Source organism: Marinobacter denitrificans (assembly GCF_008795955.1).
GTDB lineage: Bacteria > Pseudomonadota > Gammaproteobacteria > Pseudomonadales > Oleiphilaceae > Marinobacter > Marinobacter denitrificans.
Map to the genome: position 1 here is coordinate 600,879 of NZ_VMHN01000002.1, position 14,207 is coordinate 615,085.

13 protein-coding genes and 1 tRNA gene are annotated in these 14,207 nt (G+C 54.1%); 7 read left to right on the top strand and 7 right to left on the bottom strand.

All coding sequences use genetic code 11. The features are described from left to right. Positions 1-54: 54 nt before the first annotated feature. Positions 55-516: a hypothetical protein gene (locus FO268_RS10685; RefSeq protein WP_150992747.1), complete on the bottom strand. Its 462-nt coding sequence runs from the start codon at positions 514-516 to the stop codon at positions 55-57. A gap of 18 nt (positions 517-534) precedes the next feature. Then, positions 535-864: a hypothetical protein gene (locus tag FO268_RS10690; protein WP_150992749.1), complete on the bottom strand. Its 330-nt coding sequence runs from the start codon at positions 862-864 to the stop codon at positions 535-537. Positions 865-990: 126 nt separating this feature from the next. On the opposite strand from FO268_RS10690, the gene FO268_RS10695 reads away from it, so the two are divergent. Next, the gene (locus FO268_RS10695) at positions 991-1,416 is read left to right on the top strand and encodes a hypothetical protein (protein WP_150992751.1); all 426 of its coding nucleotides are present in this window, start codon (positions 991-993) and stop codon (positions 1,414-1,416) included. Positions 1,417-1,443: 27 nt separating this feature from the next. Next, complete coding sequence (locus FO268_RS10700) at positions 1,444-2,685, top strand: saccharopine dehydrogenase family protein (RefSeq protein WP_150992753.1); 1,242 nt, start codon at positions 1,444-1,446, stop codon at positions 2,683-2,685. Between the two features lie 7 nt (positions 2,686-2,692). Here FO268_RS10700 and cydC read toward each other — a convergent pair whose 3' ends face one another. The 4 genes from cydC to FO268_RS10720 are packed head-to-tail and all read right to left on the bottom strand — an operon-like array spanning position 2,693 to position 8,407. After that, the gene (cydC, locus tag FO268_RS10705) at positions 2,693-4,309 is read right to left on the bottom strand and encodes a thiol reductant ABC exporter subunit CydC (RefSeq protein WP_150992755.1); all 1,617 of its coding nucleotides are present in this window, start codon (positions 4,307-4,309) and stop codon (positions 2,693-2,695) included. After that, entirely contained in the window at positions 4,302-5,972 is a 1,671-nt protein-coding gene (gene cydD, locus FO268_RS10710; RefSeq protein ID WP_150992757.1) for a thiol reductant ABC exporter subunit CydD, read from the bottom strand. Before cydD ends, cydC begins: the two co-directional genes overlap by 8 nt. Beyond that, on the bottom strand, positions 5,973-6,974 hold the full coding sequence (gene cydB / locus FO268_RS10715; protein ID WP_150992759.1) for a cytochrome d ubiquinol oxidase subunit II: 1,002 nt from the start codon (positions 6,972-6,974) through the stop codon (positions 5,973-5,975). Between the two features lie 2 nt (positions 6,975-6,976). Beyond that, complete coding sequence (locus FO268_RS10720; RefSeq protein ID WP_150992761.1) at positions 6,977-8,407, bottom strand: cytochrome ubiquinol oxidase subunit I; 1,431 nt, start codon at positions 8,405-8,407, stop codon at positions 6,977-6,979. 184 nt (positions 8,408-8,591) lie between these two features. Here FO268_RS10720 and FO268_RS10725 point away from each other — a divergent pair, with 184 nt between their 5' ends. The 5 genes from FO268_RS10725 (at position 8,592) to FO268_RS10745 (ending at position 12,417) form a co-directional block, all read left to right on the top strand. Continuing rightward, positions 8,592-9,221, top strand: a complete 630-nt coding sequence (locus tag FO268_RS10725; RefSeq protein WP_150992763.1) for a class I SAM-dependent methyltransferase — start codon at positions 8,592-8,594, stop codon at positions 9,219-9,221. An 81-nt stretch (positions 9,222-9,302) separates the two neighbouring features. Beyond that, positions 9,303-9,389 (top strand) — tRNA-Leu (locus tag FO268_RS10730). A gap of 160 nt (positions 9,390-9,549) precedes the next feature. Continuing rightward, positions 9,550-10,446 (top strand): sce7726 family protein, encoded by an 897-nt coding sequence (locus FO268_RS10735; protein WP_150992765.1) that lies wholly within the window; start codon positions 9,550-9,552, stop codon positions 10,444-10,446. Positions 10,447-10,450: 4 nt separating this feature from the next. Beyond that, complete coding sequence (locus FO268_RS10740; RefSeq protein ID WP_150992767.1) at positions 10,451-11,398, top strand: sce7725 family protein; 948 nt, start codon at positions 10,451-10,453, stop codon at positions 11,396-11,398. Positions 11,399-11,523: 125 nt separating this feature from the next. Next, positions 11,524-12,417: an RES family NAD+ phosphorylase gene (locus FO268_RS10745; protein ID WP_191966943.1), complete on the top strand. Its 894-nt coding sequence runs from the start codon at positions 11,524-11,526 to the stop codon at positions 12,415-12,417. Here the strand turns inward: FO268_RS10745 and FO268_RS10750 are convergent. After that, a complete protein-coding gene (locus FO268_RS10750) occupies positions 12,414-14,180 on the bottom strand; it encodes a replication endonuclease (protein WP_150992771.1) in 1,767 nt (588 codons plus the stop codon). The genes FO268_RS10745 and FO268_RS10750 overlap by 4 nt on opposite strands. Positions 14,181-14,207: the final 27 nt, after the last annotated feature.

Below are 14,207 nucleotides of genomic sequence, written 5' to 3' on the forward strand. Positions count from 1 at the left end.
TTTCGGATTCTTCTTAAAAAGGCACCTACGGGTGCCTTTTTTGTTTGCACCGATTTATTCGTCCTTCGGGTGTTTTCTTCTGGTCAGCTTCTTTTCTTTTTTACCGATAAACAGCGAATCTGCCAGGATATGAAGAGCCTTGTTGGTGGTGTGCACCGCACGATAGATCTGGTCACTGGTCTGATCGTGGCTTTCCCTGGCACGGCGGGCATTCTCGCGGAATTCCTCGCTGGTTGAGAAGCGATCAATCAGGCTGAATGTTGTGGTGGTGATGGTCTTGTGCACTTTCTCCACTGCGCTGGTTCCGCTCTTGACCGTTTCTTCCAGCAGCCTGGCGCGATTGCGGGTTTCCATCAGATCCAAGCGGCTTTTCTGAAGGTGACTGTAGGCAGAAATCTGATGGGCTCTGAGCAATCTCAGGTTAGAGGTGTTGCGGACGTGTTGCCGGGTAGCGAGAACGATAAGCCCGGTAGTCGTTGCGGTGGCGAGCAGACTGAGTAGGGTAGATGCGTCCATAGTGCCTCCTGTGGATGCTTATCGGTATTCCAGCTTCATTTCCACGTCGATTTCCCGTTCCGCCAACTCCATTTCCAGCTCTTTCATCACTTCCTGGTAAACCAGTCGTTTCACCATAACGGGAAGCCGATCGGCCAGTACGCGGGCCGATTTGGATTCCCGTTTGGCCAGGGCAATCGGATCCCGCACCCGGAGCGTAAGTATCATCTCCGGATCCCGTGTATTATCAGGGCCATAGCTTTCGGAAAGTGCGGCCTCGATCACTTTTTGCTGACGGTGCACTCGCCAGAACAGCCAGCCGCTGACAATGGCAAGTATGAGGCTCAGTACCAGAAGCAGGGTGTTCAATGGGGTAACCTCCGGGTTTCGGGTTAATCGATCCTGACAGAGTGTGCAGTATCGGCCGGTTGAATCGATTGGCCGGTGCGACGTTTTTGTCGCAATTTCCAGGGAAACAACCGTAAGGATAATGACATGATCTGGCTAAAGGCGTTTGTCAGTGGCTTTCTCGCAACGTTGATTTTTCATCAGGGCCTTTTCGCCCTTTTTTACTTCGCAGGCATGGTGCCAGCAGCACCGTTCAATATGAACCCGGTGGCGCCTCTGGGGGTACCTGCCGTATTTTCGCTTGCATTTTTCGGTGGTCTATGGGGCATGGTGCTCTGGGCGATTCTTGGGCGCCTGAATGGCTTTAAGTTCTGGTTGGGGAATGTAATAGTAGGCGCCATCGGACCCACCGCCGTTGCGATGCTGGTGGTCTTCCCGCTAAAGGGCCTCGCCGTCTCAGCCCAGACCTGGGTTGGAGGCCTTATGCTCAACGGCTTCTGGGGTCTTGGTGTTGCGCTGTTCCTGGTATTGATGGGCGCGAAGGCAGCCCGATCCAGCGCTGCTAATTCATAATGGATACTGACGGATTAAGGACAACCAATGAGCACAAAGACTGACACCACTTATGACATCGTGGTATTCGGTGGCACCAGTTTCGTGGGGCAAATACTGACGGGCTATTTGTTTGATACTTATGGGGTTGGGAAGGATGTTCGCTGGGCCATTGGCGGCCGTTCCGAGAGCAAGCTGAGCACGCTGAAACAGAGCCTTGGCAAGGGCGCGGGGAACCTGCCAACGATCGTGGCAGACGCCAGCGATGAAAGCGCTCTCAAAGCCATGTGTGACCAGACCCGCGTGATCATCTCGACGGTGGGGCCATACGCCCTTTATGGCGAGCCACTGGTGAAAATCTGCGCTGAAACCGGCACGAATTACTGCGATCTGACCGGCGAGGTTCAGTGGATTCGCAAGATGGTGGAAACCTACGAGGACACAGCAAAAGCCTCTGGCGCCCGCATTGTTCATTGCTGTGGCTTTGACTCCATTCCCTCGGATATGGGGGTCTGGTTTCTACAGGAACAGGCGGAAGCAACCTTCGGAGCACCCTGCCAGGATGTTCGCATGCGGGTAAAGGTGGCCAAGGGCGAATTCTCCGGTGGCACAGTGGCCAGCATGATGAATGTTGCCAAGGAGGCTGCTGCAGACCCGAAGTTGCGTAAGGAGCTGGCCAATCCCTTCTCCATCTGCCCGCCGGAACATCGTTCCAGAACCCGACAGCCCAGCCTGAAAGGGGCTGAGTTCGACAAGGATTTTGGGGTCTGGCTGGCACCATTCGTGATGGGGGCTATCAATACCCGGATTGTTCATCGCTCCAACGCTCTGCAGAACGCCCGCTATGGCAAAGAGTTCACCTACGACGAGGCGATGATGACAGGGCGCGGCATAAAGGGCCGTCTGGCAGCTTATGGGATCACCGGCGCACTTGGGGGGTTCTTTACCGCTTCGGCGTTCAAACCCTCTCGCTGGGTGGTGGAAAAGTTTGTGCCCAAGCCGGGCGAGGGGCCAAGCCCGGAAGCGCAGAAGAACGGCTTTTACGATCTGCGTTTTGTGGGTAAGACCGCAGACGGCAAGACCATAAAAACCAAGGTGACCGGCGACCGGGACCCGGGCTATGGTTCCACCAGCAAAATGCTGGGTGAAGCCGGAATGAGCCTTGCATTTGATGTGGATGCCGCGAAACCGGGTGGTTTCTGGACGCCGTCTTCGCTGCTTGATGGCAAACTCTTCGAGCGCCTGACAAGCAAAGCGGGCCTGACGTTCGAGGTACTGGAAACCAGCTGAACAGGTATCAGCTGAGGCGGAGGGTACGGTCGGAGGCGGGCAAGGCCTCCGGAGCGTGCCCAAGCGCTACCACCGTTTTCTCTCCGAGCCACTGCTTCATGTCTGCAGTGATACTGTTTCTGGTGTGGGTATCCACGCCAGTGAAAGGCTCGTCCAGAATGATCAGGGGCGCCTCGTTCAGAAGCACTCTGGCCAGAGCAATGCGCCGCGCTTCACCACCCGATAGCTGACTGCCCATCGAACCCAGCCAGGTGTTGAGTTGCGCAGGTTCGCGGGTAAAGCGATCTGCCATGGCCACCAGGCCCAGAACCCGCCAGACATCGGCGTCCGAGGCATCTGGCCTGCCGATCAGCAAGTTGGCTTTCAGTGTATCCTCGAACAGCACCGTCTGTTGCGTGAGATACGCTGATGTTATACGACGTGCGCACCCTGAAGCAGGTATTTCCAGGCCAGCCATCACCTCGGCCAGTGATGACTTGCCCGCGCCCGAATTGCCAATAATGTTCACCCATTCGCCGTTTAACACCGCAAGGTCAAAGCGGCTGATCACAGGGGAGTGGTCGCCAAAACGGACCGTAACCTGATCAAGCTCCAATGCATGGCGGGGGTCTGCCGGGGGCTGACTGGCCGCTGACCCAGCGGCGGATTCCGCTACGCAATCACGATTCAGCCTCGCTGCAGAGGCAAGCGTACCTCCCAGCCTGGCAAACGCGTCCGGAAGCATTGAATAAACTTCCAGTAGCCCCAGCAGAGCTACCGGTAGTAGCACCACCACTGGTCCGGTGACGGAGCCTTGCTGAAACAACTGCAGCCCCATCCAAACGGCCAGCACAACCGCGAGGTTAACCATCACCTGTGCCAGCCCCAGATTCCAGCCAGTGCGGGTGTCGGCCCGGGAGTCATTACGGGCGATCTGGTCGGCCTGGCGCAGGCAGAGCGCGGCGTGTTTTCCGGTACGGCCTGCTGCAGTCAGCTCCGCAAAACCTTCAATGTGCTCAATGACGTCTGTTCGTGCCCTTTCGCGGGCATCGGTCTGCCGGTAGACCAGGTGGCGGGTGCGCAGATAAACAACAACCGTTGCCACCAGAAATGCCGGTAGCAGAGTTATCAGAAGGCCAATGGCGAGGGCCTGGCTATAAAATACCCAGGCAACCACAATCAATAGGGCGGTAACCAGCGCTGCGAGGGCCGTAGGCGCGATCAGGCGGAGGTACAGGGTGTCCAGGGCATCGACATCGTTGGTCAGCCTGGACAGCCACTGGGGCCCCCGCAAGGCGGTCCTGCGGTAACGCGCGGCGAGACTCAACCGTTCAAACAGGGCGACCCGTATATCCGTCAGCAGGCGCAGCACGGTATCGTGGTTATAGACCCGCTCTGCATAACGGGCAACGGTGCGGGCGACGGCAAAAAAGCGTATACCGCCGCCCGGAATATACAGATTGAGTGATGCCTGCACACCCGTAGCCAACAGCAGGCCGGTAAGCGCCGTGGCGGTTATGAACCATCCCGACAATGCCAGCAGCCCCATGCCCGACAGCAAGGTGATCAGAATCAGAAGGCCACCGACGAGCAACCGCCCCGGGCGCCGGAATATCAGGGATATCCAGGGCCTGAGTTCACGCATCCTGCACACCTCCCTCTGAAACCAGAAGGGTGCGATTTGCAAGGGTCAGTAGCGCCTGGTGGTGAGTGGCAAAGATCAGCGTCTTACCCGCCAGTGCGAGTTTGTGGAGTGCTTCAAGGATGTATATCTCACTGTCGCTGTCCAGCCCGGCAGTGGGTTCGTCAAGGAGAATGAGGTCGTAATTGGCCACAAACACCCGGGCGAGACTTAATCTGCGAGCCTGCCCGCCGGAAAGACCCTGCCCATCCTCAGTGATCCTGCTGTAAATGCCGCTTTTACGATTGTTGAGCAGGTCCCCGAGGCCAACCTGGCGCAATGCCGTTTCTATGGAAATGTCCGTCGCATCCGGCGTGGTGAGCCGCACATTGTCGGCCCAGGTGCCGTGCACAAGGAACGGGGACTGGCCGAGCCATCCGAAGGGCTGTATACCGGGCGCAGCACCGAAGACCGAAATGTTGCCACGGTCGGGCTGCATAAAGCCCGCGATCAGGTACAGTAATGAGGACTTCCCGCCTCCGGACGGACCGGTGAGGGCAATAACATCGCCCTTGCTGACTTCAAGGGACACCTGGTCGAGTACCGGCCGCTCCCGATCGTAGGCCAGAGAGAGGTCCCGGACGGAAACCAGGTCCGGCGATTGTGGCTGGAAAGAGCCCTGTGCAGCCTGGGCCCCCGCCTCAACGCTCTGAAGCCGCCTTACAAGCTCTTCACCAGCGCCCATTGCGGCCGCACGGTCGTGATAATGCTGTGACAACAGGCGCAACGGCTGGAAAAACTCCGGTGCCAGTAACAGCACCAGCAATCCGGAGAACAGAGTAAGGTCTTCCGCCGGGCCGTAGGTGATATAACCCAGCAGGCCGAAGCCGATATAGATTGCCACCACGGCGATAGCGACCGATGAGAAGAACTCGAGTACCGCCGAGGACAGAAAGGCAATCCGCAGGGTTTTCATCGTAACGCGACGATAATCATCGGAGCGTTCCCGCAGTATTTCTGCCGCCGTTGCGGTCTGCCCGAACAACTGCAAGGTGGTCAGCCCGCGTACGCGGTCCAAAAACTGACCTGACAGCCGGCCGATGGTCTGGAAATGCTGCTGGTTCAGCTTTTCAGCCCCCATGCCCACCAGGGCCATGAATAGGGGAATGAGAGGGGCGGACAGTAGCAGGAATATGCCCGCTAGCCAGTCCAGCGAGAACACCACCACCAGCACCAGTAACGGCACAATGACAGCAAGAATCATCTGGGGGAGAAAGCGGGCGAAATAGCCATGCAGGGCATCTGTATGGTCGAGCCACTCCCGCGCCAGGGTACCAGCGGATATCTGCCCCATGGCAACAGGACCGGTCGCCTGCCAGCAACGGTTTACCTGATGGCGGACCTCGCTTCGTACTTTGCGACTGCACCGGGCCGCAAACCGCGACTGCAGCCCCTGTGCCAGGCCTCTTACAAGAATAGCTGCGACGGCCCCGGTAAACAGCAGAGAAAGTTGCTCAACCGGCACCTCGGCAACAAGGCCCTGGTGGACTATACCCGCCAGAAATGCCATCTGGGCGATGGTTGCAAGCCCCACCACCACGCCTGCAGACACTGTCGCCAGTATAAGCGGGCGGCCGTGAGCTGCAAGCCCGCCCAGCCAGGCGCGGGCAGTGGCCGGTTCTGCCACTTAGTGGTAGCCCTCGCCGGCGCGAACCTTGCCGCGGAATACCCAGTAGGTCCAGGCGGTGTAAGCCAGCACAATGGGGATTACGAACAGCAGCCCGAGCAACAGGAACAGCTGGGATTCATAGGCAGAGGCTGCGTCCCACAGGGTAATGTCCGGCGGCACCACATAGGGCCAGCGACTGACTATCAGCCCCAGGTAGGTAAATATGAACAGGCCCAAGGTTGCCACAAAAGGCCAGCCCTCAAAACGGTTACGTACTGAGCGGAACACCTGGTAGGCGCACAACAGGGTGAGGGCCGGCAATATCCAGATGACGGTGATAGTAGAGAACCAACGGTCTTTCACCATCTCATCCACAAAGGGTGTCCAGATACTGATGATGGCGAACACCCCGAGCACACACAGCAACAGCGGTGTGGTTATTTTGTAGGCCCACTCCTGCAGCCGACCTTCGGTTTTCATGATCAGCCAGGTGGAGCCCAAGAGGGCATAGCCGGCAAGAAGTCCGAAACCGGTCAATATCGTGAACGGAGTCAGCCAGTCCAGTGCGCCCCCAGAGTACACCCTGTCTGTGAGTTCGAATCCCTGGATGTAGGCGCCAACCACCGCCCCCTGGGCAAACGCCGCTACCGTGGAGCCGCCGGCGAACGCCCAGTTCCACAAATAGCGCGAGGTATGGGCCTTGAAGCGGAATTCGAATGCCACCCCGCGGAAGATCAGGCCGGCCAACAGCAGAAATACACCAATGTACAGCGCCGGCAGAATGGTGGAATAGACCAGGGGGAACGCGGCCAGCAGACCAGCACCACCCAGCACCAGCCAGGTCTCGTTACCATCCCAGACCGGTGCTACGGAATTCATCATGGTGTCCCGGTCTTCTTCGGTCGGCGCGAAAGGGAAAAGGATGCCCATACCCAGGTCAAAGCCGTCCATTACCACATACATGATGACGCCAAAACCGATGATGAAGGCCCAGATCAGAACCAGATCAAACATTTCCATAATCAGTGTCCCCTCTGGTTAAGTGGCTTTTCAGTGCTGTTATCGTCAAATTCGAAAGATACATGGGCGGCGGAAAATGGGCGTTTGGGCCGGTCCGCGTTAGGCTCCTCATCCAAGTAGCTATCCTCCATCCCTACATACAGCACCCGCATCAAATAATAGACCCCTGCACTGAACACCAACGCATAGACGACGATGTAACCAATCAGTGAAAACAGGGCCATGCCCCCTGTTAATGAAGGGGTGACGGCCTGGCTATGATCCATCAGCCCATGCACCAGCCAGGGCGCGCGGCCGATCTCCGTTACAAACCAGCCGGCCAGCACCGCAATAAACGGGGTGATGCTCATGAGCCGCAAACCCTGCAGGAACCATGGCGTTTGCCAGTAGCGACCGCCCGCCCGCAATACAAGGCCTGCAAAGGCAAAGGCAATCATCAGCAGACCAAGGCCAACCATCACCCGGAACGACCAGAACACAATGGCAACCGGCGGCTGCTCCTCCACCGGTACTTCGTTCAGCCCGGGAACCTCTCCGTCCCATTCATGGGTCAGAATGAAGCTTGCCAGGCCGGGAATGCCAACTTCGAAATGGTTGGTCTGGTTTTCCTGATCAGGAATCGCAAATAACAGCAGCGGCACATTGCGAGAGGTTTCCCAGTTGCCCTCCATGGCAGCCACCTTGATTGGCTGGTGCTCCATAGTGTTCAGGCCATGGAAATCGCCCACAACGGCCTGCGTTGGAGCAATAAATAACAATAACCAAAGGCACATAGACAGCGCTTTGCGGTTCGCCTCAACTTCCCGCCCCTTCAGCAGATACCACGCACTCACGCCTGCCACCACAAACGAGCCGGTCAGGAAGGAGGCCAGCACCATGTGAGCGAAGCGGTAGGGGAAAGAGGGGTTGAAAATCGCCTCACTCCAGGAGGTTACGTAGAACACACCGTCCCGGAACTCAGTGCCTGCCGGGGTATGCATCCAACTGTTAGCGGATAGAATCCAGAACGACGAGATGAAGGTACCCACCGCGACCATAACCGCAGCAAGCAGGTGAACACCGGGCGGAACCTTGTCGCGGCCAAACAGCAACACGCCGAGAAAGGCTGCTTCGAGAAAGAAAGCCGTCACCACTTCATAGCTCAGCATGGGCCCGAGAAAATTGGCAGAGGCCTGAGAGAAGTTGCTCCAGTTGGTGCCAAACTGAAAGGACATCACAATACCCGACACCACCCCCATACCGAACACCACGGCAAACACTTTGGTCCAGAATGCGGAGAGCTTGACCCATGCGGGATTCTTCGTTTTGAAGGCCAGGCCCTCAAGCACAGCAATATAGGAAGCAAGGCCGATGGTAAACACCGGAAAAATGGCGTGAAATGACACCACAAACGCGAACTGTATTCGCGATAGGATAAGAGGATCTAGTTCCATGGGAACCCTCCGGTAACGTCCACATCATAACAAACGGGCCCTGCGAACCCGTTCAGCCGCTGCCTTAGCTCATCTTGTTATGTTGTTATTACCGGCAGATGATTGTCATGCTACTAAACATGGCGGCAAAGCCGATAGGGCGTATTGTCGCACCCCTTGATATACAACAAGTATGGTAAGAATAATGAGCTTTTACGAGAACCGAATCCTGCCACACATCATAGACCGCGCCTGCTCGATGGGCCAGGTAATGAAATTGCGCAGCCAAGTGGTGCCTCACGCCAGGGGCCGTGTACTGGAAGTGGGCATGGGCTCGGCCATCAACATGGAGTTCTACGACCCCGAGAAGGTCGAAGTGGTTTATGGCCTTGAGCCTTCAGACGGAATGCGCCGGAAAGCTCAGCCCAACCTGGCCAGGTCACCCATCAAAGTGGAGTGGCTGGACCTGCCCGGGGAAAAAATCCCCCTGGAAGACCATTCCGTGGATACCGTATTGCTAACGTTCACCCTGTGCACGATCCCCGACTGGCATGCCGCACTGCAGCAAATGTGGCGCGTACTGACGCCTGGCGGGGAACTCCTGTTCCTGGAACACGGCGAATCGCCCCACGCCACTACCCGTAAATGGCAACACCGCATTACGCCAGGCTGGAAAAAGCTGGCCGGTGGCTGCCACCTTAACCGCAATATCGCCGACCTGATCCGGCACGCCGGGTTCGACATTCGGCAACTGGAAAACCTGTATATCCCGAAGGCGCCAAAAATTGCCGGCTATATCTACAAGGGCAGGGCGGTGAAGCCTGTCCAGGAGTGACCACGCCCCTCGGGGCAGATTCAGAATTGCGTTACCGTACGCGGCCTTATACAATCCTGTCCCTCAAAAGCCCCTCCGAATGCTCCGGTGGTGAAATTGGTAGACACAAGAGACTTAAAATCTCTCGACCTCACGGTCGTGCCGGTTCGATTCCGGCCCGGAGCACCATAAAAAACAATGCCTTACCATTTTCTGCAAACCTCTAGAGAATTTCACTTTTCGTATGTAGACATAATGTAGACATATTGAGGTTGTTAGAGGGTGCGCTCAATTTGTAAAACTCAAAGCATGTGAATTAGACTCAGTCAAACATCCGTTGGCAATTTTTATGACGAGCAAGAGCTTACAAAACGAAAATAAGAGTGCTGCGCTCTCTCGCCTTTTTTCTCCCGGGGTGTTTCGCCAACTCGCCCGAGATGGGAGGTCGGATCTATTAGTTCGCATTCTTAATGAAGCCGAATTGCTAGAAGACCTCAACACGAAAACTATTGGTCAAGTTCTTGATCGAGCCTTCCAGCTAAGCAAAGCAGTCGAGTTGCGGACTGAGCATACGTACAAGGCAGCGATAACGCATAAAATTCTTTTAGGCACGCACAGCTTGAAGACGGCGTCGCTGTTCACCGAGTTTAGGGTGGCAAATTCCAAAGCGGACGTCGTTGTAGTAAATGGCACCTCCACTGTTTACGAGATAAAGTCTGAGAGAGATAGCTTAGAACGCCTTGAAAGTCAGATTGCCGACTACTTCAAGGTTTTTTCACGCGTGAATGTAATCTGTGCAGAAAAACACGTTAGGAAAATACTAAACACTGCTCCGGGATGTGTCGGGATATTAACGTTAAATCGGCGTTTTCAGATTTCTACAGTGCGAGAGGCCACGGATTCCAATTCAAAGGTTGATCAAGCGGTAGTTTTTGATTCCCTATCCCTGTCGGAGTCAGAGCTAATAATTAAGAGCTTGGGACGGACCGTTCCGGATGTGCCAAATACCGTGAAATACCAAGTGCTCAAGGAGATTTTTTGTGAATTACCCAGTGAGCTTTTGAGGCACGAGGTAGTTAAGACATTGCGTAATTCGAGAAGCGCTTTGCATCTTTCGGAATTCATTCTTCAGCTTCCTCTGTCTTTGCAACCTTTAGGGATCTCAACCCGGATAAGAAAAAAGGATCAAAGTAGGCTTTTAGAAGTCATCAACCAGCCTGCCAAAAACCTTCTGAAATGGACTTAACAATATGTATTACCCCTTTTTTAGAGGAAAGCAGTACGATCTGTTGGCGATAAAAGAAAGTGCTTCTGTCATAAAAACCGCTAGCTTTAGACCGATTATTGAACCAGTCAAGGAATCATTCAGCAGCTTGACTCGCTGTCTTCAGTCGCTCGATTCCGAAGGTGCTGAGGCGATACTTATCGTTAACCCGAGATATGGGGATCATAAGGGAAATTGGCAGCAGCTGGCAGATTATTTTGCTACGGAACTCGCAGAGTTTGGCTATACTTTTCCGGGCATACTGTTACTTGAAGACAGCTCGTTAGCTGAAGTTTCTGATCTAATAGACCACTATGGTAAAGAGAACCTATTTTTTGTTCATAGTGGTTTTTCTAAAGCTAAGGCCCTCACTGAGTGGCTCGCGGAAAGCGATATTGAAGCAACCCATATATTCGTTGAAGACTTCAGTGTAAAAACCTACCGGCGATACTTTAAAGATTTCCCAAGGGTGCTGGTTAGAGATGGTTTTGAAAAAAGAACAAACTCTAAACACCCAGAGCTGGAGATGTTTTCTGATCTGCATCTGACCTTTCAGGACGAAGGAATGGAGGGATTTGGAGATTTTCTTACGGTTGGAGATGATTATTCCGAGTCTGGCGGCCCCGCTTACGCAGTAGCGATCCACATAACTTTTATTGATACAGAAAATGATGACATTATGTTCATTCATCATTTTAAGTCTATTCGACAAGATACGCCTCAAGACCCTGCCGGAAAGTTCTTAGAAGCGTTAGAAAAGCTTGTTGCCGAGGTCAATTCGCCAGATAGTCAGATCCTGAGGACGTCTGCAATTGAGGAATTTTTGAAGTTATATGAAAACCAACATTTTCCAGGGCTCGGGTATGTGAAAAAGCTGTCAATGATTCATCACTTAGAAACATTGGCTGATTTCCTTGCTTCGGATGCTTTATGAAGTGTTGTGGTGAATGTATTGGCGATAGGAATATTTCGAGAGAAATAATTCCGTCTCTGTCTAGAGCTAAGGGGCGCTGCTCTTATTGCGGGAATGACAACCGCGACGTTGTAGAGCCAATCGAATTGCGTGAGTACTTTGAAGCACTCTTGGGGATTTATATCCAAGATCCCACAGGTAAGCCTCTAGTCGAGCTGCTCAGAGAAGATTGGGCCATTTTTGATAATGAGCACATGGATACCGCTCATGCCAAAGATTTGCTCTCGGAGATTCTTGATGACGGGGAAATTGTACGGCAAAAATTTAAGCCATCCGCGAAATGTTTTTCTAATAGCCTGAAAGAGTGGAGACAATTAAGGGAAGAACTAAAGCACAAAAACCGCTTCTTTCCAGAAACGACGATCGATTTAGACCGGCTCTCGTCATTGTTTCCACACCTTATTACTGTCGGTGATGAATTACCCGAGGTTTGGTATCGAGCCCGGATTCAAGAAGGACTTCGATCTTTTCAAGCGGACCAAATGGGGGCTCCTCCTGCGAACCTGGCCTCTCATGGCCGAGCCAACCCAGTTGGAATACCTTATCTGTATTTGGCGTCGAGCAAAGATACCGCACTCTCTGAGATTAGGCCCCACACGGGGGAGCGGGTAAGTTTGGGAGAGTTTCCTTTGCCTCAATACCTCAAGTATGTTGACTTACGTCATCCCAAAAAGACCGTATCGCCCTTTATTTTGGAAGACGAGGCCGAGGTGGCGACGCTGAGAGGAGATATCCAGTTCCTCGAAAGGCTGGGCAATGAACTTTCTAGGCCGGTGCTCCCCAAATCAGCGGCAATTGATTACATTCCCAGCCAGTTTCTGTGTGAATTGATCAAGCGCAATGGGTTTGATGGGGTTCTTTACGGGAGCTCGGTTGGTACCGGGTTTAATGTGGCGGTTTTTCGTGCCGGAGCCTTCTCGTGCCACTCAGTAGAGACTTGTTTAGTTTCTAGGGTCTCGGTGGAGTTCGAAGAGGGCTAAAGTTCACCTGTAGCCCAAGTACAGTTATTGACAGAACTCCAAGGTGGCGGGTGAACCTCAGCACTCAGCTTCTCCCAGGTATAAGCGGTGTCGTCAGGCAATGCGGCGATTTCCGCTTCTGTTGCTTCGCGAAATTGAGTCAGTTGCTTGAGGCGTTCAAGCCATGAGCGATCAGAACTAACCTTGGGTTCAGCCTTCTTAGGGCGCTTGATTTCCCAACGTAGCGCCCGCGTTATCCAGTACTGGCCTTGAGCATAGATGCCAAAGAGCTTGCCTTTGGCGGGTTCACCGTATTGGTTAACCGGGCTATCCAGGCACTCTCCGGTTTCCTGATCGAACTCCAACCATTTGGCTGTTTTGATAGGTTGATCGGCGCGCTTCGCGCTCGGGCCATTCATTGCCTCGATAAAGCCTGCCCAATCGCTTTTATCAGCCGCTTGCCGGGCTTTCTCTACTATTTCGTCATCAGCGTGATCCAGGCGTCTTAATTCGCGCCAGACGGTCACGGGTGGCCCGCCAATCTGTTGGAACTGGCGAATACCGTGAATGCTTGCCCAGGCGCGAACGCGGGCGGCAACATCTTTGGTTAAATTTCCGTACCAGTCCTCGGCATCCTCGCCGTTTTCCTGAAACTCACCGTCGATGTTCTTGCAGATGTATTTAACGATGTAGCCAGTTGCTGAACCACGGTCGTAATCGATATCGACCGCGTCAAACCTTGCTTCTTTCGCTCCTTTTTCATCTCCGTCTTCCAACAGGGCGTAGGTACGCATGATTTCGACGAGTCGTGCTTTGTGGGCGGGCTCAACAAACAGCATAAGGTGCCAGTGGGGGGTTCCGTCGTGATGGGGTTCGACGATCCGCAGGCCATACGTTCGGATTTCTTCCCGGTCTAGCTGTGCCCGAATCCGAGACCAAACTGAATTCAGGTAGGCTTGGGCATCGCCGGGTGTTGAGCCATTGTATTTGGGGTTCGGCTGGCCGCTCACTTTGACCGGGTGGTATTTGCTAGGCGTGGTGAGAGTGAGGAATATTCCCGCGTGCCCTAGGTCCTGAGCAATTTTTTCGAACCCGGAAGCGCGAACTATTAACTCTGATCGTCGAACGTAGGGATTGCTGACTGAGAGGGCAGAGAGTTCTGCGAGGGTATATTCCTGGCACTGATCGTTAACCGCGATCATTTCCTCAAGCAGGGAGCGATTACGAGTGAGTTGTTCCTGGTGGAGTCTTAACCCCCAGTCGGACACATAAACGCCTTTTTTCTTGGACACGAGACCATACTCGCGAGCCACGTTATCCAGCACCCGTTTTTGTTCTTTCCTGATCAGTCGCCGCCACCAGATTTCGTCCTTAGTTCGCTCAATGCAGCCTTTGTCGGTTTGGCTTTTGGGTAGATCGAATGAATACCGCGCCAAAAGTTGGCCGATTGCTTTCAGTGCGTGGGCTGTGTTTGTGATACGAGCGCTCGTTTCGTAACACACTTTCGCTCTGGATCGTGCGAAGTCTATTACCTGGGCATCGTCTATCGTGAACTTCAGATCGCGGCGCTGAAGTTTAGATTCCAAGTCTTCTAGGGCAATTTCCAAGGCAATGCAGCCCTTATCCTGACCTATTAGGTACAGGTGGGGTTCAAGTTTGGGAAAGACTTGGTGGAAACGTTTACGAAATCGGGTTACCGCTACTCGGGTTTGGCGGGTTCCAATAGTGTAAAGCCGGCCTTTGGTGCGGTAGAACCGGAACTGCTTTGGGTCTGAGGGTGTCATCAAACCCTCCGGTGACAGTCTGAGGCC

What these genes read in the sequence shown, in the direction of transcription:
- FO268_RS10740 (WP_150992767.1), top strand. Translation starts at nt 10,451, where the DNA reads ATGTATTACCCCTTTTTTAGAGGAAAGCAGTACGATCTGTTGGCGATA.
- FO268_RS10750 (WP_150992771.1), bottom strand. Translation starts at nt 14,180, where the DNA reads ATGACACCCTCAGACCCAAAGCAGTTCCGGTTCTACCGCACCAAAGGC.
- FO268_RS10695 (WP_150992751.1), top strand. Translation starts at nt 991, where the DNA reads ATGATCTGGCTAAAGGCGTTTGTCAGTGGCTTTCTCGCAACGTTGATT.
- cydB (WP_150992759.1), bottom strand. Translation starts at nt 6,974, where the DNA reads ATGGAAATGTTTGATCTGGTTCTGATCTGGGCCTTCATCATCGGTTTT.
- FO268_RS10725 (WP_150992763.1), top strand. Translation starts at nt 8,592, where the DNA reads ATGAGCTTTTACGAGAACCGAATCCTGCCACACATCATAGACCGCGCC.
- FO268_RS10720 (WP_150992761.1), bottom strand. Translation starts at nt 8,407, where the DNA reads ATGGAACTAGATCCTCTTATCCTATCGCGAATACAGTTCGCGTTTGTG.
- cydC (WP_150992755.1), bottom strand. Translation starts at nt 4,309, where the DNA reads ATGCGTGAACTCAGGCCCTGGATATCCCTGATATTCCGGCGCCCGGGG.
- FO268_RS10700 (WP_150992753.1), top strand. Translation starts at nt 1,444, where the DNA reads ATGAGCACAAAGACTGACACCACTTATGACATCGTGGTATTCGGTGGC.
- FO268_RS10685 (WP_150992747.1), bottom strand. Translation starts at nt 516, where the DNA reads ATGGACGCATCTACCCTACTCAGTCTGCTCGCCACCGCAACGACTACC.
- FO268_RS10735 (WP_150992765.1), top strand. Translation starts at nt 9,550, where the DNA reads ATGACGAGCAAGAGCTTACAAAACGAAAATAAGAGTGCTGCGCTCTCT.